Origin of the sequence: Paeniglutamicibacter sp. ORCA_105 (assembly GCF_045798545.1) — a bacterium.
GTDB classification, from domain to species: Bacteria; Actinomycetota; Actinomycetes; order Actinomycetales; family Micrococcaceae; genus Paeniglutamicibacter; species Paeniglutamicibacter sulfureus.
The window spans coordinates 15647-33600 of record NZ_JBIXLM010000046.1 but is presented as its reverse complement, the minus strand read 5'-3'; the positions used below and the strand labels follow the sequence as shown (position 1 = coordinate 33600).

Here is a 17954-nt window from a genome sequence, read left to right as displayed (position 1 = left end):
CCCCCCCCCGGGGCTCTAGTGCGTCGGGCCTTGCCGGTCGGGCGCATTACACCCGGGATTTCAGGACCGCCGCCAGAATAAGCCTGGGCGCGTACATGCGGCAGGTCCAGGCCTGCACGGCCGGCCGCCGACGCTGGTTTTCCCCTAATCCGTGCCCGTGGCGTTGAACGATTCGAGCCATGTGGCAACCCGGCGTTCGGATTCCTCCCGGGACAGGTCCTGAACGCGGGTCATGACGTTCCAGCGACGCCCAAACGCATCCACGAAGGTGGCAAAGCGGTCTCCGGAGACGAAGTCCGCCGGTTGCTCAACCGCGGTGGCTCCGCGCTCCAGAGCCCGTGCGAAAACGGCGTCCACATCCTGCACGTAGACCGCAATGGAATTGTTGGTGTGCTGCGCATCGGCCGCGACCAGCCCGTATCCCGGCTGCGGGTCGGAGAGCTGCAGGATGCCGTTGCCGAAATCGAGTTCCGCATGGGCGACGGTGGCGTTGCCATCCTCCCCCGGAGCGCCGGGCATCACCGAGAGCACCGTGGCACCGAAGACGTCGCGGTAGAACTCGATGGCCTCGTGCGCCGGGTCAACCACGATGAACGGAGTCAGCGCCGTGTAGCCGTGGGGCACCCCGTTGGTTGTGTGCTTGCCGGTTGCTGCCGTGCTGGTTGGTTCCGGGGACATGATCGAATACCCTTCGCTGGTCTGGATTCCTGCTTGCCATTCCATCGGACGCCGGACGGGCGGTCAAGGTCTCGGAGGAATCCGACAGGCCGCGGGCAGACTCGCACTCGGTTGTGGTTCGACACATCTTCGTGTTCCGTCTCACGGGCATGGAAGAATCCGATCAACTGCCCAACGAAGGACCTTTTCCATTGACGATGATCCAACCCAGCCTCCAACGCGCCGCCAGCGGCAATGCCGCCTGGATTGTGGTGGTGGTTGCAGGCATCACCGCTGCACTTCACATCTGGAAACTGCCCGCGGCGCTTCCGAAGATTCAGGAGGATCTGGGCCTGTCCCTGTTGGCCGCCGGGGTGCTGCTGGGCATCGTGCAGGTGGCCGGCATGGTCGGCGGCCTGGCAGTGTCGTTGCTGGCCGAGGTCATCGGCGAGCGCCGGACCCTGTTGTTGGGGCTGCTCTTCCTGAGTGCAGGTTCGATCTTCGGCGCCCTGTCGATCGGGGCGAATACCCTGTTGGCTTCCCGGGCGGTTGAAGGCATCGGGTTCATTGTGGCCACCGTGGTCGGTCCCGGGTTGATCCGCCGCCATGCACCTTTCCGCCGAGTCAACCTGGCCGTCGGCTGCTGGAGCGCCTACCAGGGCACCGCGACCTTCTTGGGATTGATCGCCAGCGCCTACTTCTTGCAGGTTGGCACCTGGCAGATGTGGTGGTGGGTCATGGCCGCCGTCAGCCTGGTGCCGATCCCGCTGGTGTTGCGCATGGTGCCGAGGGACCACCCCGCCGGTGCCGGAGGCGCCAAGGCCGCGGCCGGACGCATCGGCATCACCGCCCGATCGCCCAAGGTGTGGCTCGCAGGCGTGGTCTTCGGTTGCTACACGGTCCAGTGGATGGCGGTGGTGGGGTTCCTGCCCACGCTCTACGGGGAAAGCGGCCTGAGCGGCACACATGCCGGGGTCTTGTCGGCCGTTGTCGGCGGGCTCAACGGGGCCGGCGCCATCATCACCGGCATGCTGCTTCAGCGCGGCACCCCTGCCCGCGCCCTGCTGTTCCTGTCCTTCGTGCTGATGGCCGCGGCCAGTCTGCTGACCTTTGCCGTTGACTGGTCGCCGGTTCCCGGCGGACTGGCCTGGCAGGTCGCCTGCGTCGGGTTCTTCTCCTTTTCCGGCGCCATGATCCCCGCGACCATGACGCGAATGGCGGTGGACTTGGCGCCGGAGGGCGGTTCGGCCCCGGCGGCGATGGGATTGATGCAGCAGATCTACAACGTCGGCAACTTCACCGGCCCGATGATTGTGGCCTGGCTGGCCATGAGCACCGGAGGTTGGTCCTCCACCTGGTGGATGACTTGTGCCTTCGCGATCCTGGGCATCATCCTCTCCGCGGTACTGGTCGGACGGCGCGGGAGCATGCATTTCTCCCATACCCAGTAAGCTCGCACACCTGCAATCACATGAAACGCGATGCCGTTACCCATGAAATGTCCAGAATGATTCCCTAGAGTCGTAGTTACCTCTTGAAGGTGCGAGTGATGAGAGCATCGGTCGGAAGAATCCCCCATAATCTTCCGGCCGGTGCTCACCCATTTAACCCAGCAATGCCGGCATGCGGGCAAAGCACATCGGAGCCGGATCCCGGCCGATTGTTGCCTGATAGGTTTCCGCTGCCCGGAATCCACCTCTTGGGTTTACGGGGTGTAGGTGCAAGCATGTGCCCATGATCAAAGTTCACCCACAGGCCAACCACTTTGGGCTCGACACCTCCGAGCACATCCCGCCGCCACTGCCCGATCTTTTCGAAGCCCATCCGTTGCTGGGCGAAATCTGGGGACAGGCGCGGGACCTGCTGGCGGTGCGCGACAACGACGCCCACACCCTCTACTCCGTTTCCCTGGCCGCCGCCCTGCTCGATCAACGGCCGCAGGCCGACCCCGGAGTTGTGTTGCCGGCGATGATGCTGCACGACATTGGTTGGTCGCAGGTGGAGCCCGGGCTCGTGCTCGCCGCCATCGCCCCCGGCGGCGGACGACCGGAGCTGGTGTTGCAACACGAAAAGGAGGGCGCGCGACTGGCAACCGAGATCCTGGAATCCCTCCGCGTGGATACGCTGGTGATCAAACAGGTCGCCGCGATCATCGATGGGCACGACTCCCGCTCCCATGCGCTGAACCCCTACGACGAAATCGTCAAGGACGCCGACAAGTTGTGGCGGCTGACCCCGCACGGCCTGGATACCGTCATGGACTGGTTCGGGCTGCACCGTGGCCAGGCCCTTCGACTGTGTGCCTCGCGGGTGCTGGGCAAGCTTTTCACTCCCGAGGCAATCACCATGGCAAACGGACTGATCGCCCTGGAGCAGGCAAACCTCTGGCCGCGGAGCCGGGAGCTGCACCCGGTGCATTAGGGACTTCCATGTCTCGTCCGGTCACTTCCGAGGGTCCTCCCCTACACTCAAAGGTGCGCGCAAAATAGGTGCGGCAGATGGAAAGGACACCGTAGATGGCAGGTGGAAATCGAGTGCCCGGAAGCACCGTGACCTCCAAGGTCCTTGCCATCATGGAAGTGTTTGAAACATCGCGCCGGGCCCTGAGCCTGACCGAAATCGCCGAGGCCTCGGGCGTCCCCTTGAGCACCACCCACCGGCTGGTGAGCGAGCTGGTCGAATGGGGCATGCTTAGCCGCGGACCCAACGGGGGGATCCAGCTTGGCTTGCGGTTGTGGGCCATCGCCCAGAATGCGGGGCGCCAATTGCGCGACACAGCCCGCCCCTTCGTCCAGGACATGTTCTCCCTGACCGGGGAAACGAGCCAGCTTGCCGTGCGGGACGGCAACATGGCCCTGTACATCGACCGGGTCTATGGTTCCAAGAGGGTTCCGCGCGCCTCACGTGTCGGCGGCCGGTTGCCTTTGCATGCCACCGCAGTGGGCAAGGTGATCCTGGCGTATTCCGAGGACTGGGTCACTGATGCCTACCTCAACCACCCGCTGACTACCGTCACCGGCCACACCCACGTCAATCCGACCCGCCTGCGCGCCGAGCTTGCCCAGGTTCGGGAGCAGGGCTACGCCACGACACAGGAAGAGGTCATCATCGGCTCGTGCTCCATTGCCGTGCCGGTCTTTCACACCGGCCGCCTGGGCTGCTCGATCGGGCTCGTGGTTCCCTCCGCCAATGCCGGCACCATGACCCGGCACCTGCCCGTGCTCAAAGGCATTTCCCAGCGCATCGAGGCAGCCACGGCACACATCCCGCTCGAAACGCTACTGGGCAGCGTCACCGGAAGCGCACCGCGGCCTCCCGCCGAACCCCAGCCCTGAACTAGTTTCCACTGAGTGGGAAAGGTTCCGCACCCTTAGCGTGTGTCATGGGTAACACTTGAGGCAATGAATGTTGCGCAGCCCACAATCGGGCAGCGCAACCCCGATCTTCTTTCCTCAAGGAGTCCGTTCCATGTCCAGCAGCAATGTTGCAGCCGGGGTTTGCCCCATGGGGCACGGCGCCACGGCACCGGCCGACCACCACGGTTTTGAACCGTTCACCATGGAAAACCCGTTTCCCTCCTACACGAACCTCCGCAACGAACAACCCGTGATGTTCGACGAACGTGTCGGGCTCTACGTGGTCACCCGCTACCACGACGTCAAGGCCGTCTTTGAGGACTGGGAAACCTTCTCCTCGGAAAACGCCCAAGCCCCGGTGCGCAAGCGCGGCCCGCAGGCCACCAAGATCATGAACGACGGCGGCTTCACCACCTACTCCGGGCTCTCGGCCCGCCGCCCGCCGGAGCACACCCGCATCCGGGCCATCGCACAGAAGGCGTTCACCCCGCGCCGCTTCAAGGCCTTGGAACCCTCCATCCGCGCCAATGTCATCGAATCGATCGAGACCATGCTGGCGCGCGAATCCAACACCGGCGACATCGTCAAGGATCTGGCCTACGCCATTCCGACCATCACCATCCTCACCCTCATCGGCGCCGATGTCTCCCAAGTCGACACCTACAAGCGCTGGAGCGATTCCCGGGCCGCCATGACCTGGGGAGACCTGAGCGACGAGGAGCAAATCCCGCATGCCCACAACCTCGTGGAGTACTGGGCCGAGTGCATGCGCCTCGTGGCCCACGCCCACGAGCACGGCGGGGACAACCTCACCGCCGACCTGGTCAAGGCCCAGTCCGAGGGCGCGGAAATCACCGACCACGAGATCGCCTCGCTGCTCTACTCCCTGCTTTTCGCCGGCCACGAAACCACCACCACGCTGATCTCCAATTGCGTGCGCGTGCTCCTGGCCCACCGCGAGGCCTGGGAGCAAGTGGTCCAAAACCCCAAGGCCATCCCCGCGGCCATCGACGAGGTCCTGCGCTACGCCGGATCCATCGTCGGCTGGCGCCGCAAGGCTCTGAAGGACACCGAGGTCGCGGGGGTCAAGATCCCTGAAGGCGCCGAGTTGTTGCTGTTGATGGGTGCGGCCAACCGCGACGAAGCCCGCTTCGAGGACCCCGAGACCTTCGACATCGCCCGGACCAACGCTCGCGAACACCTCTCCTTCGGCTTCGGCATCCACTATTGCCTGGGCAACATGCTCGCCAAGCTGCAGGCCAAGATCGCCCTGGAGGAACTTACCTCCAGGATCCCGGGCCTCGAGCTGATCGACGGCGAGGGCATCGAGTTCCGCAAGAACCTGTCCTTTCGCGTCCCCGAATACGTCAACGTGAGCTGGAAGGAATCCCAGGCATGAGCAACAACGACTTCATTGAATTCTTCGACGGCGGTGCCGAACCGAAGCTGGAAAACCTCGGCGGCAAGGGTGCGTCGCTGGTGACGATGACCGCGGCCGGGATGCCGGTGCCTCCCGGATTCGTTGTCACCACCGCAGCTTTCGACGCCTTCATGGAAGGCGGCATTACCGCCGAAATCAACGCCCTGCTCGCCGGCGTCGATCCGGAGGACGTGAACGCTGTGGACGCCGCCAGCGCCGCGATCCGCTCCATGATCACCCAGCGCCCGGTGCCCGCCGCCCTGCGCCAAGTCACCAAGGACGCCTACGCCACCTTGCAGGCGAACTTCACCGCGGAGGTGCCGCTGGCGGTGCGTTCCTCGGCCACCGCCGAGGACCTTCCCGATGCCTCCTTCGCCGGGCAACAGGACACCTACCTCTGGCTCAACGGCTACGATGCGGTCACCGAGCACATCCGCGCCTGCTGGGCCTCGCTCTACACCTCCCGGGCCATCCTGTACCGACTGAAGAACAACATCCCCGACGAGGGCCTGTCCATGGCGGTTGTCGTGCAGAAGATGGTCAACTCCGCCGCAGCAGGCGTGGCGATGACCCTGGACCCCACCAACGGGGACCGCTCCAAGATCACCATCGACGCCTCCTACGGGGTCGGCGAAATGGTCGTTTCCGGCACCGTCACCCCCGACAACATCCAGTTGGACAAGGTCACCCTGGCCATCATCACCGAGCACATCGGGGCCAAGCACGCCGAACTCATTCCCGACCCGGCCACCAACTCCCTGGTGGAGGTCGAGGTCAGTGAAAAGCGCCGCGCGGTGCGCTGCCTCTCGGATGCGGACCTGGCCCTGGTGGCGCAGCTGGCCAAGCGCGCCGAGAAGCACTATGGCTGCCCGCAGGACATCGAGTGGGCGCTGGATGCGGATCTGCCCGAAGGCGAGAACCTGCTCCTGCTCCAGTCCCGCCCGGAGACCGTGCACTCGTCCAAGTCCACGGTTAAGCCGACTGGCGGCGGCTACGCTTCCTCCCTCGGGCTGGGTTCGGGCTTCAACTTCTCCTCGATCACGTCCTCGCTGATGAACACCGCATCCTAGCCGCGTTGCCCGACCCACCACCGTTCGCCGCTTTTCCCCCAACTCCGCAGCAGCATCTTTTGAAAGGCATCCACCACCATGAGCATGAAATCCTTTCCCAAGCCTTCCGATCTCCAGGTTCCCCCGGGCGCCGAGGGCTGGGAGGAACTCTACCCGTACTACCTGGTCTTTCAGGACGCACTAAAAGCCGAGGAGGACGAGAAGTTCTGGTTCTGCGACTCCCAGCACTGGCCCACCGTCTTCAAGCCTTTCGAGACCATCGGCGGGGAATTCGCCGTCAAGTGCCTGGGCCAGTACAACGCCCGCCACCTGATGATCCCCAACGCCAACGGCATCGACTTCCGCATCCACCTCGGTTACCTCTACATGTCCCCGCTTCCGGTGCCCAGCGAGCAGATCGCCGCCCGCGTCCCTGACTTCGAGGCCCGCATCGGCCACTACTTCGCCAATTGGGAAGAGCTGCTGAAGGCCTGGCACGTCAAGGTCAAGGGAACCATCAGCGAGATGGAGTCCCTCAGCTTCGAGGCTCTGCCCGAGCAGATCCCGATGGCGGACATCCTCTCCGGCAAGGCCAAGGACGGCTCGGAGGTGCTGCTGGAGAACTACGACCGGCTGATCCAGCTCTGTTACCAAAACTGGCAATACCACTTCGAATTCCTGAACCTGGGCTACATCGCCTACCTGGACTTCTTCAACTTCTGCAAGGAAGTGTTCCCCAACATCCCCGACCAATCGATCGCCACCATGGTCCAGGGCGTGGACATGGAACTGTTCAAGCCCGACGATGAACTGAAGGAACTCGCGGCACTTGCCGTGGAACTGGATCTGTCCGGCGCGTTCTCCAACACCGACGACCCGGCAGCCACGCTTGCAGCCATCGCAGCCTCGCCCTCCGGCGAGCGCTGGCTGGCACGCTGGGAGGAGGCCAAGGACCCGTGGTTCAACTTCACCATCGGAAACGGCTTCTACGGGCACGACAAGTACTGGATCGAACATCAGGAGATCCCGCTTGGCTTCATCGCCGATTACATCCACCGCCTGCAGGGCGGGGCGAACATCATGCGCCCCACCGACAAGCTGATCGCCGAGAAGGACCGCATCGTCGAGGAGTACCGGGACCTGCTGGATCCCGAGGTCCGCGAGGTCTTCGACGCCAAGCGCACCCTGGCCGCCACAGCCTACCCGTACGTGGAAAACCACAACTTCTACATCGAGCACTGGACCATGGGCGTGTTCTGGCGCAAGGTGCGCGAATTGTCCCGCATGCTGCATGCCCAGGGTCTCTGGAACGAACCCGAGGACATGCTCTACCTGGGCCGAAACGAGGTCCGTGACGTGCTCTTCGACCTCGTCACTTCCTGGGGCATCGGCGCCGGCGACCCGATCGGGAACGTGGTGTGGCCGCAGGAGATCGAGCGCCGGCGCGGCATCGTCGACGCACTGAAGACCGCACGGCCGGCCCCGGCCCTGAACACCCCGCCCTCAGCCATCACCGAGCCTTTCACCCGGATGCTCTGGGGCATCACCACCGAACAGGTCCAGCAGTGGCTGGGTGGGGACGAGGATTCCGAGTCGGGCGTGCTCAAGGGCATGGCCGCCTCCCCCGGACTGGTCGAGGGCATGGCCCGCGTGGTCATGCACGCGGATGACCTCTCCGACGTGCAGGCCGGCGAGATCCTGGTTGCCCCGATCACCGCCCCGAGCTGGGGCCCGATCTTCGGCAAGATCAAGGCCACGGTCACCGACATTGGCGGGATGATGAGCCACGCCGCCATCGTCTGCCGCGAGTACGGTCTGCCGGCCGTTACCGGAACCGGCAGCGCCTCCACCACCATCCGCACCGGCCAGATGCTGCGCGTGGACGGCACCAAGGGCACCGTCGAAATCCTCGAGGAGGCGCCCGTGGTCACCGGCCCCGGGGCCCACTCCCACACGCACGTCTAGGACAGCTCTCCCCCATAGCGGTTCCGGACATCCGAAGGTGGGCGGGGCACCCCAAGGCCCCGCCCACCACCTACCCCCGATTCCCCACCCATGGCATTCGCCCCACTGAAAGGCCCCCGGTACAGACAATGAGCACCGAAGCACACACCCCGCCGGGCACGGTGTTGGTCACCGGCGCCGCCGGAGGCCTCGGCCGGGCCTTCGCCCTCGGATTCGCCCGGCGCGGCTATGCGGTCGCCGCGGCGGACATCGATCCTGCCGGCACCGCCGAGACCGCAGAAATGGTCCGGGCAATCGGCGGCCGCGCCGAGGCCTTCACCGTCGATGTCACCAGCCCCGTCTCCACCGACGCGCTCGCGGCCCAGGTTGCCGGCTTCGCCGGCGGCCAGGTCCAGGTGCTCATCAACAACGCCGCCATCTACGCCACCGTCACCCGCTCGCCCTTCGAGGACATCGACTTCGAAGAATGGGACCGGGTCATGGCGGTGAACCTCAAGGGACCCTGGATGATGGCCCGGGCGCTGAGCCCGCATCTGGGAGCCGGCTCGCGCATCATCAACCTGGCCTCGGCCACCGTCTACTCCGGTTCCGAGCAATGGGCCCACTACGTGGCTTCCAAGGGCGGGGTCATCGCCCTGAGCCGGGTCATGGCCAAGGAATTGGGCCGGCGCGAAATCACCGTCAACACCATCGCCCCGGGCTTCACCCTCACGGAGGCCAGTTACGGGCTGATGGACAACGCCGAAAACTACGGGGTCGACCGCGGTGCGCTCAAGCGGGCCAGCCAGCCCGACGACATCGTGGGGGCAGCGCTCTTCCTCGCCGGTCCCGATTCCTCCTTCATCACCGGTCAGACGCTCGTCGTCGACGGTGGCCGCCAGTTCATCTAGAAAGGTCGATTGATCCTCATGCCTACAGTCCACTTCACCGATGCAGCCGGTGCCACCACCACCATCAACGCCAACACCGGGGACTCGGTCATGGAGACCGCTGTGCGCAACGGCGTCACCGCCATCGTCGCCGAATGCGGCGGCTCGCTCTCCTGCGCCACCTGCCACGTCTTCGTTGCCGAGGCCGACCTGCCGAGCTTGGAACCCATGGGCGAGATGGAGGACGAGATGCTCTACGGCACCGCCGTTGACCGCGCGGACAATTCCCGGCTCTCCTGCCAGATTCGGCTCTGCGAGGACCAGGAACTCCACGTCACCACCCCCGAAACGCAGGTCTAGGACATGGACACCGCCACCGTTCCCTCCCGTGCCGGGGCCGACGCACCGGAGTCGGGTACCGCCACCGGCCTGCTGATCATCGGAGCCTCCCAGTCCGGGGTGCAGCTGGCCATCTCGCTGCGCGCCCTGGGCTACACCGAGCACATCACGCTGCTGGGCGACGAGGACCACCGACCCTACCAGCGACCCGCCCTGTCCAAGGAGTTCCTGCAGGACAAGGTCGGTTCCGAATCCCTGATCTTCCGCACCAACGACTACTGGATCGAACACAACATCACCCTCATCAAGGGCGAGCGGATCGAGTCCGTGGACTCAAACGCCGACGGCAGCGGAACCGCCCGCGGTACCTCCGGCACCACCTACCCCTATCAGCGCCTGGCCTTGACGGTCGGTGCCCGCCCGCGGCACCTCGAGGCCCCCGGTGCCGAGCTGGACGGGGTGGCCTACCTGCGCAACGCGGACGACGCGCTGCGGCTGAAGGAACTTGCCCCGGCCACCACCGACGTGGTCGTGGTCGGCGGCGGGTTCATCGGCCTGGAGGCCGCCAGCTCGCTGGCCGCCATGGGCAAGCGCGTCACCGTCCTGGAATACGGGCAGCGCCTCGTGGGCAGGGCCGTAGGCACCGAAACCAGCGAGTACTTCCTGACCGAACACCGCAAGCGCGGCCTGGACATCCGCATCGCGGCGCGCATCGAGCAGATCCTCGACGACGGCAACGGCACCGTGGGCGGGGTGCGACTCGAAGACGGGTCCGAGATCACGGCCCAGATCGTCTTGGTCGGCATCGGGGTCATCCCCAATACCGAGCTCGGCGAGGCCCTGGGACTGGAAATCAACAACGGCATCGTCGTGGACGCCGGGGCGCTCGCCTCCGACGGCACCACCATCGTCGTCGGCGACGTGGCCAACATGCCCAACCCCGTTCCCGGTGCACCGGCCGGCGAACGCATCCGCCTCGAGTCGGTGAACAACGCCATTGAGCACGCTAAGGTCGCCGCCTACTCACTCATGGGACGCAGCGAGGAATACGCAGGCATCCCGTGGTTCTGGTCCAACCAGGCGGACATGAAACTCCAGATCGCAGGGCTGTCCACCGGCTTCGAATCCACGGTCATCCGCCGCGACCAAGACAAGGGGAAGTTCACCGTCCTCTATTACCGCGGCGGGCGCATCATTGCCGCCGACGCCGTCAACGCCCCGCTGGATTTCATGGCCGTCAAGCAGGCCCTGGCCGCCGGCAAGTCCATCGACCCGGAACTGGCCTCCGATCCGGCCACCATGCTCAAGTCCCTCATTGCCTAGCCGCCCTCCCCCACATACTCTTCCCTGACGCAAGGAGCCGCACGCGCCATGAACACCCTGACCGACACCGATCCCGGCGCCGCCTTCGCCGCTGCCTACCCGCAACGCCCCATTCCCGCTCCCGGGAAGGTGGACACCAGCCCGATTTGCCTCACCCCCGGCATCGAGGCGGACCTGCTCCCGCTCTGGGCCGCGGTGGTTCCCGAGACCCGGGCCCGCGGCAACGACATCCACCTGCCCATTTCCCTGGCCTTCGCCCGCCGCCTGTGCGACGCCTACCCGGACGCGAACCGCGAGCTGGTGCTCGTGGCCACCCTGCTGCACGACACCGGGTGGGCGCACGTGGATGAAACCAAGATCATCTCCGAGGGTTTCCGCGGCGACTGGCGCAAGGCCGGCATCCGCTTTGAGCACGAGCGCCTGGGCTGCGATGTGGCCCGCCGTGTGCTGCCCCCGCTGGGCTACGAACCCGATTTCATCGAGGCGGTTTGCGCCATCATCGACGGGCACGACACCCGCCCGGTGGCCCACTCCCTGGAGGATGCGCTGATGCGCGACGCCGACCGGCTCTGGCGCTTCGACCACGCCGGCATCGCGCTGGCCGCGGGCTGGTTCTCGCAGAACCCGGCCGTATACACGGACCGGCTGGAGACCGAGATCGTCCCCGAGCTCATCACCGCCGCCGCCGTGGACATGGCAACCACCGATCTGGACCGCTCCCGCGCCCTGCTGCAGACGGCGGTGCTGCGATGAGCACCCAACAGCAACACCTCGAACACCATCCAGGCGCCGTGGCCGCGCGCGCGGCCCTGGCCCTTCCCTACCGCCACGTAGACACCCATTTCATTGACGGCGAGTGGCTTGCCTCTACGGGTAGCGCCCGCAACGACGTCACCGACCCGGCCACCGGATTGGTGTGGGGTTCGGTCGCCGACGGCACCACCGAGGACCTTGAGAAGGCGGTGAGCGCGGCACGGACTGCCTTCGACTCGGGCCCCTGGCCGCGGTTGTCCCCCTCCCACCGGGCGGCCGTACTGCTGCGCATTGCCGATCAGATTGAGGCGCGCTCCACCGAGCTGTCGCTGACCAACACGTTGGAAAACGGCTCCCCTGTCTCCGAGACCAAGGGCGCGGCGGCAAATGCCGCCAGCATCTTCCGCTACTTTGCCTCGCTGGCCCCGATGCTGGAAGCCGAGGACATCCGGCCCTTCCCCAACGGCTTGGGAGAGTCCCTGGTGCGCCGGGACCCGGTGGGCGTGTGCGGACTGATTGCCCCGTGGAACTTCCCGATCAACCTGATGGTCATCAAGCTGGCGCCGGCGCTGCTGTCCGGGTGCACCGTGGTGATGAAGCCGGCCTCCCCCACGCCGTTGTCATTCAGGATCATCATGGATTCGTTGGCTGCCGCCGGTGTTCCGGCAGGCGTGGCCAGCCTGGTCACCGGATCCGGCCGCCTGGGAGACGCGCTGGTGCGCCATCCCAAGATCAACAAGGTCGCCTTCACCGGATCCACGCCTGTGGGTCGCAAGATCGCCGCCGCTTGCGGTGAGCTGCTGCGCCCAGTCACCCTCGAGCTGGGAGGCAAGTCCAGCGCGTTGGTTCTGCCGGATGCGGATCTGGGCGCCATGGGCGACACCCTCATTCGCTCCTGCATGCGCAACACCGGGCAGACCTGCTACATTTCCACGCGCATCCTGGCCCCTTCCCAACGCTACAACGAGGTCGTGGACCTGGTCACGTCCACTATTTCCGCCGCACCCCAGGGGGACCCGCTGGATCCGGCCACGGTCTTTGGTCCGTCGGCCACCGCCAGCCAGTACCGGACCGTGCTCGAGTACATCGAGTCGGGACACGCCGAAGGTGCCCGCGCCACCACAGGCGGGCACAAGGCACAACTGGGCGGCGACCTGGACGCCGGTTACTTCATCGCCCCCACCGTGTTTGCGGAGGTGTCGCCGGAGATGCGGATTTCCCGCGAGGAGATCTTCGGGCCGGTGGTTTCAATTCTGCGCTACGACGGAATCGATGAGGGCATCGCGCTGGCCAACAACACCGAGTTCGGTTTGGGCGGCCTGGTCTTCGGCGCCGACACCGATGCCGCTCAGGCAGCGGCCGACCGCATGGATACCGGCAGCGTTGGCATCAACTTCTTCGCCTCCAACCACGCGGCGCCATTTGGCGGTCGCAACGACTCTGGGCTCGGCACCGAGTACGGCCCCGAAGGCCTGGCCGCCTATTTGAGCTACAAGTCGATTCACCGTCGCTGAGAACGGCCAGCCACGAACGGCGTTCACACCCAACTTCATGGCCAGGCACATCAAATCCATAGCCTCGGACCATAGAGTCATTACTACCTCATGAAGGTGCGAGTGATGCGAGCACCGGCCGGATAAACGATTCATTCCCCCGAATCTTCCGGCCGGTGCTCAAACCTTTAACAACGACTTCGCCGCTGGGACAGCGCCCTGACGACTCCGATTCTCCGCGGCCGCATAACGAATTCCCTCCAGTCGCCTTACCCTTACTCTCCAAATGCGGGTGCTCAGCTTCAGGGTCAAGAGCGAGAAGGTCATGGCCATCGGAGCATCTGCACTCATCCTTGGGGTTGCAGCAATTGCCGCAGCGGTGGCGCTGGAAAGCGCGTGGCTCTACTTCGCCGCCAGCGTCATCGGCGGAATCGGATTCGGTGCGGGGTTTCAGGGCGGTCTTCGCTCGGTGCTCGAATTGCTCCCGCCCCTGCAACGCTGGGGCACGCTCATGGCGTTCGGTGTTCCGACGCTGGTCACCGGGCTGCTCATTCCCACGCTCGGACTGCAGAACGTCGTCAACGGGTATGCGGCATTGGTCATAGTCCTCTCACGGGTGGCGCTCGCACTCCTGCTTCGATCGCGCACCAAGCGCATCCGCCGGGCCGCCGCCGCGGCCTGATCGCGAGACCGAATTCCGACCCGGTAGGACGCGGAATCGGGGCACGGGTGCAGGCGACGGTTTCCGGACCGGCCGCCCCTTCTTCGGAAGCCCCCGACCCGTGGCATATAGCGTCGCCGCTTGGGTGTCCAGGACGCCGGGCCAACCACGGCTTCGCCCCATGGGCTAAAATTTAGTTGAAACATCAACTTTAATTCTTTTCGACAACGATGGGGACCTCTTCATGGGCAACACCTCAGCGCGCCGCGCCGACCGCATTCGACCCCCACGGTGGGTGATCGCTGCGATTCTGGCGGCCCTTGCATTCGTGCTCGCGGCCTGTGGAACAACCGCCGCGGCCGAAGACGGCCCCTCGCCCAGCGCGCTGGGCACCGGACTGCGGATGGGCCCCGTCGAATTGGTGACGTCCGACCTCGACGGGCTCCACCGCTTCTACACCGAAGGAGTGGGCCTCACCACCATCAGCAGCGACGAGGATGACGTTGTCCTGGGCACCGAGGGCACCGAGCTCTTCCGCCTGATCGCGGCCGACTCCCCCGATGCGGCTCCTGATGACTACACCCAGGCCGGGCTCTACCACTCCGCATTCCTTTTCCCGGACGAGGCCGAGCTGGCCGCTTCCGTGCTGCGCACCGCGAACCAGGCGCCTGCCTCGTTCCAAGGTTCCAGCGACCACAAGGTGAGCAAGGCCTTCTACTTCGCCGACCCTGAGGGAAATGGCGTCGAGCTCTATGTTGATACTCCCGAGGACACCTGGGATTGGAATGACGGACTTGTCACGATGGGTTCGGCGGTACTGGATCCCAATGCCTTCATCACCGAGCACCTTGGGAATCGGGCCCCCGCTGCCCGCGCCACGGCCGTGTCGATGGGGCATGTACACCTGCGCGGCGGCGATCTGCAGCAGGCCGAGGAATTTTACGGAGACGGGCTCGGATTCGCCGTGACGGCCCGTTCGGAAGGCGCCATCTTCCTGGCGGCCAATGGGTACCACCACCACCTTGCCGTCAACACCTGGTCCTCATCCGGAGCGGGCAAACGCCCGGAAAGCCTTGGCCTGCGCACCGTCTCCATCCAAGTAGCGAATGACGCCCAACTGGATGCCGTTGCCGCCCGCTTGACCGCGAACCAGATCCCGCACGAGCTCGGCAAGAGATCCCTGACCACCAGCGACCCTTGGGGAACCCGGATCACGGTACGTATCGCGGGCTGACCCCCGCGCGACCTTCTGGCGTGGACCACTCACACCCAACGCCATGGCCAGGCACATCAAATCCATAGCCTCCAACCGTAGAGTCATTACTACCTCATGAAGGTGCGAGTGATGCGAGCACCGGCTGGAAACACGATTTGTCCCCCGAATCTTCCGGCCGGTGCTCAAACCTTTAACTACGGTCTTTGTGAATTTGCACGTGTGAATTCTCGAGCCGAGTCAATCCTCGTCGTTCAATTTTTCCGGATCCGGCAATTCGATTTCCCGGGGCACCGCAGTTTTTCGTCGTTCCTCCGTGAAATATTCAAGCTGCTCCTCGGGCGTCGCGTTCAGTTTGAAGACTGATGGTTCAATGCCCTGTGATTCGTTTTTCACGCTGTCGCTGGATTCCATGTTGCTCCTCCTTAACGACCATGGGTGGAATGCCATCATGGCATTCCACCCATGGTTTGGACTACTAGTTTTGTGCGCTCTGGTAGGCCTGCTCGATGACCGATCCCCAGTATGGGCCGAACATCGTATTGCGGATTCCTCCGTAGCCGAAGCTGTTCACGGAGTTCTGGAACCCATCCGATCCACCCAGGAACCATGGCCCGCCGGAAGATCCGCCGGTCATATTGCACGGAATTCCCTGCGACTGCGTCTGCCCGTATGGATCGTCGCTCGCGGCTCCACTGCATGATTGCAGGGTCTCCCCGTCAAATGGCCGTGCGGCCGGATAGCCAAAGGCGGTGTAGGTCAGTCCCCTGGCCTGGTTGAAGGCGACGCCGGAGGCACCGACCTGATCTGCCAGGCTCACGCCGCTCTGGTCCGAGACCACTGCGAAGGCCGTGTCGTAGGTAATGTCCCCGCCTTGCGTCCATTGCGTCGGAGCTACAAGCTCAGTTGCTGCGAAAGAACCATAGGGAGCGCTGCCGTTTTCATAGGCAGGAACAAAGACCCAACGCGTCGCGAAGGCACCCGGTCCCTCGTTGACACAGTGGCCCGCAGTAGAGACGGTTGCCTCATTTGCGGCGACAACTGCGTTACCGGAGCATACGTAGTTCGCGCCACCCAAGGTGAAGAACACTTTGCCGATGTGGGACACGGGTGTTTCGGCCACGTTCTTGGTCGGTTTACCTGCAGTCGTTTTTGCTTTACTTGCGCTGCGCCCGGCAATCTTGGTTGATTCACCGATATCCAGCGGAGCATTCGACGCCGATTTGCCGCGGGTAAGGCTATCGGCGGGCTTGGCGTCTTTCATTCGCTGGGGAGTCCAATAGGACATTGCCGCTTCAGCCTGCGTCGAAGAGATCTTCTTCGTGTCGACCGCATCGGTTTCGGACCGCGGGGCCGAAGTTGCCGTGGATGCGGTTCCGCCGATCAGGGCGCCCGCGAGAAGAAGCGCAGCTACCGTCCTGCTCATGGTTTTGCCCTTGGGGTGGTGACTTACGTACGTTGCTTGCACGTTTTCTTCCTGTCCGGTGACGCCGTTGTCACCTTCAAAAGTGGGTGCCGAGGCACTGGTGCACAACAGTCAAACACATGCTTCAAAGAGTGACTATAGACTTTTGGCTACCATCTTCGGGACCGAATATTCTGGACCATGGAAATTTATGAAACGAATCAGAGACAAAACTTGAAGGATTACCCACGAGTAGGTTCGTCATCGACACCTCCCGCTTTTCTGCAACTTGCCCCGTCTCGGGACTCACGCCACAGAATGCAGGGCGTGCCCGCGTTCACGTTTGGCCGAAGTCGCGAATCCAAATTGCATCATGAGCCCGTTCCAGGAATGTGAAGGAACTCGGCTCCAACGTAGGCGGTGGCGGCAACGTAAAAATCTCACCCTAACTATTGATCGTGCGCTTTCCGGGGCAGCGGGTGCACAATCGAGACATGGACAGCATGTCCGAACAAGCGCGTTCACAACTCATGGGCAAGATCCGCGGCAAGGATACGAAGCCCGAGCTGTTCGTGCGCCAGCTGCTGCATGCAGCGGGATACCGCTACCGCCTTCACGGTCGCATTCCACGTGGAACACTCGAGAAGTTGAATCGCCAATACCCGGAGGTGCGCCTGCGCGGCGGCAAGCTTCCCGGCTCTCCCGACATCGTCTTTCCCGCCCGCCATCAGGCTGTCTTCATCAATGGATGCTTCTGGCACCGACATGATTGCCCCGCCGGGCAACATGCACCGGCGACAAATGCCCAATTCTGGGCGGACAAGCGCAACCGCACCCACGAACGAGATAGGCAAGCGATCGAAACCCTACGGGCCCTCGGCTGGGAGACCATCGTGGTGTGGGAATGTGAACTGCGGGATCCGAAGGCCACGCTCGAAACGCTCGCCCATTTTCTGGGCCCTCCCGCACGGGACAAGGATATCGACGGAATGTGAGGGGTCGCAGGCGTGCTGCCTGCGGGCCGACATGATCCCGCGGCATCACCGTCTTCTGTGCGCTGGGCGTCTACGCCACCAGTGCCGCGGTGACGGATCTGGTGATCGTGCTCCTCATCGGCGTTCTCGGATTTGCCCTGCGCCGCTATGGGTTCCCGCTAGCGCCGATCATGATCGGAGTCGTCCTCGGCCCGCTGGCCGAAACCAGCCTGCGCAACGCCATGATGTCCTCCGGCGGCGATGCCTCGATCCTGGTGGGTTCGCCGATCACGCTCACCCTCTACGGGGTGCTCGCTCTGGTGCTGGTCTACACACTCTGGCGCAAGGTCAACTCCCGCGCACGCAAGGACGTGTAATCCGGGCCTGCCCGAGACTCCGCTATACCCGCAATTGACAGCGACCGGGGTGGCACCGAATTCCGGTGCTACCCCGGTCGCATGTACACCCTTCGCAACT

The 17954-nt window shown here is 64.4% G+C and carries 18 protein-coding genes; 15 read left to right on the top strand and 3 right to left on the bottom strand.

Annotation, left to right across the window (positions count from 1 at the left end; translation table 11 throughout):
• Positions 1-144: 144 nt before the first annotated feature.
• Positions 145-678, bottom strand: a complete 534-nt coding sequence (locus ACIPUB_RS17585) for a VOC family protein (RefSeq protein ID WP_407608555.1) — start codon at positions 676-678, stop codon at positions 145-147.
• Between the two features lie 197 nt (positions 679-875).
• Between ACIPUB_RS17585 and ACIPUB_RS17580 the strand changes: the two genes are divergently transcribed.
• The 13 genes from ACIPUB_RS17580 (at position 876) to ACIPUB_RS17520 (ending at position 15119) form a co-directional block, all read left to right on the top strand.
• Positions 876-2108 (top strand): CynX/NimT family MFS transporter, encoded by a 1233-nt coding sequence (locus tag ACIPUB_RS17580; protein WP_407608554.1) that lies wholly within the window; start codon positions 876-878, stop codon positions 2106-2108.
• A 283-nt stretch (positions 2109-2391) separates the two neighbouring features.
• The gene (locus ACIPUB_RS17575) at positions 2392-3078 is read left to right on the top strand and encodes an HD domain-containing protein (protein ID WP_407608553.1); all 687 of its coding nucleotides are present in this window, start codon (positions 2392-2394) and stop codon (positions 3076-3078) included.
• Positions 3079-3173: 95 nt separating this feature from the next.
• The gene (locus ACIPUB_RS17570; RefSeq protein WP_407608552.1) at positions 3174-3992 is read left to right on the top strand and encodes an IclR family transcriptional regulator; all 819 of its coding nucleotides are present in this window, start codon (positions 3174-3176) and stop codon (positions 3990-3992) included.
• 133 nt (positions 3993-4125) lie between these two features.
• Positions 4126-5412 (top strand): cytochrome P450, encoded by a 1287-nt coding sequence (locus tag ACIPUB_RS17565; RefSeq protein ID WP_407608551.1) that lies wholly within the window; start codon positions 4126-4128, stop codon positions 5410-5412.
• Positions 5409-6503 (top strand): PEP/pyruvate-binding domain-containing protein, encoded by a 1095-nt coding sequence (locus ACIPUB_RS17560; protein ID WP_407608550.1) that lies wholly within the window; start codon positions 5409-5411, stop codon positions 6501-6503. The genes ACIPUB_RS17565 and ACIPUB_RS17560 overlap by 4 nt, the downstream gene beginning before the upstream one ends.
• 78 nt (positions 6504-6581) lie before the next feature.
• Positions 6582-8447: a PEP-utilizing enzyme gene (locus ACIPUB_RS17555; RefSeq protein ID WP_407608549.1), complete on the top strand. Its 1866-nt coding sequence runs from the start codon at positions 6582-6584 to the stop codon at positions 8445-8447.
• Positions 8448-8575: 128 nt separating this feature from the next.
• The gene (locus ACIPUB_RS17550; RefSeq protein ID WP_407608548.1) at positions 8576-9337 is read left to right on the top strand and encodes an SDR family NAD(P)-dependent oxidoreductase; all 762 of its coding nucleotides are present in this window, start codon (positions 8576-8578) and stop codon (positions 9335-9337) included.
• A gap of 18 nt (positions 9338-9355) precedes the next feature.
• Complete coding sequence (locus tag ACIPUB_RS17545) at positions 9356-9676, top strand: 2Fe-2S iron-sulfur cluster-binding protein (protein WP_407608547.1); 321 nt, start codon at positions 9356-9358, stop codon at positions 9674-9676.
• A gap of 3 nt (positions 9677-9679) precedes the next feature.
• Positions 9680-10978 (top strand): NAD(P)/FAD-dependent oxidoreductase, encoded by a 1299-nt coding sequence (locus ACIPUB_RS17540; protein ID WP_407608546.1) that lies wholly within the window; start codon positions 9680-9682, stop codon positions 10976-10978.
• Positions 10979-11026: 48 nt separating this feature from the next.
• Positions 11027-11731: an HD domain-containing protein gene (locus tag ACIPUB_RS17535; RefSeq protein ID WP_407608545.1), complete on the top strand. Its 705-nt coding sequence runs from the start codon at positions 11027-11029 to the stop codon at positions 11729-11731.
• The gene (locus ACIPUB_RS17530) at positions 11728-13245 is read left to right on the top strand and encodes an aldehyde dehydrogenase family protein (protein WP_407608544.1); all 1518 of its coding nucleotides are present in this window, start codon (positions 11728-11730) and stop codon (positions 13243-13245) included. Before ACIPUB_RS17535 ends, ACIPUB_RS17530 begins: the two co-directional genes overlap by 4 nt.
• 265 nt (positions 13246-13510) lie before the next feature.
• On the top strand, positions 13511-13906 hold the full coding sequence (locus ACIPUB_RS17525) for a hypothetical protein (protein WP_407608543.1): 396 nt from the start codon (positions 13511-13513) through the stop codon (positions 13904-13906).
• A gap of 223 nt (positions 13907-14129) precedes the next feature.
• A complete protein-coding gene (locus ACIPUB_RS17520) occupies positions 14130-15119 on the top strand; it encodes a VOC family protein (protein ID WP_407608542.1) in 990 nt (329 codons plus the stop codon).
• A gap of 219 nt (positions 15120-15338) precedes the next feature.
• On the opposite strand, the gene ACIPUB_RS17515 is transcribed toward ACIPUB_RS17520, so the two are convergent.
• Positions 15339-15512 (bottom strand): hypothetical protein, encoded by a 174-nt coding sequence (locus ACIPUB_RS17515; RefSeq protein WP_407608541.1) that lies wholly within the window; start codon positions 15510-15512, stop codon positions 15339-15341.
• Positions 15513-15576: 64 nt separating this feature from the next.
• Entirely contained in the window at positions 15577-16524 is a 948-nt protein-coding gene (locus ACIPUB_RS17510; protein ID WP_407608540.1) for a trypsin-like serine peptidase, read from the bottom strand.
• A 473-nt stretch (positions 16525-16997) separates the two neighbouring features.
• Between ACIPUB_RS17510 and ACIPUB_RS17505 the strand changes: the two genes are divergently transcribed.
• Positions 16998-17498: a very short patch repair endonuclease gene (locus ACIPUB_RS17505; RefSeq protein WP_264268866.1), complete on the top strand. Its 501-nt coding sequence runs from the start codon at positions 16998-17000 to the stop codon at positions 17496-17498.
• Between the two features lie 44 nt (positions 17499-17542).
• Positions 17543-17854 carry a tripartite tricarboxylate transporter permease gene (locus tag ACIPUB_RS17500; RefSeq protein ID WP_407608556.1) on the top strand — a complete coding sequence of 104 codons (312 nt, stop codon included), beginning with the start codon at positions 17543-17545 and terminating at the stop codon, positions 17852-17854.
• Positions 17855-17954 lie beyond the last annotated feature (100 nt).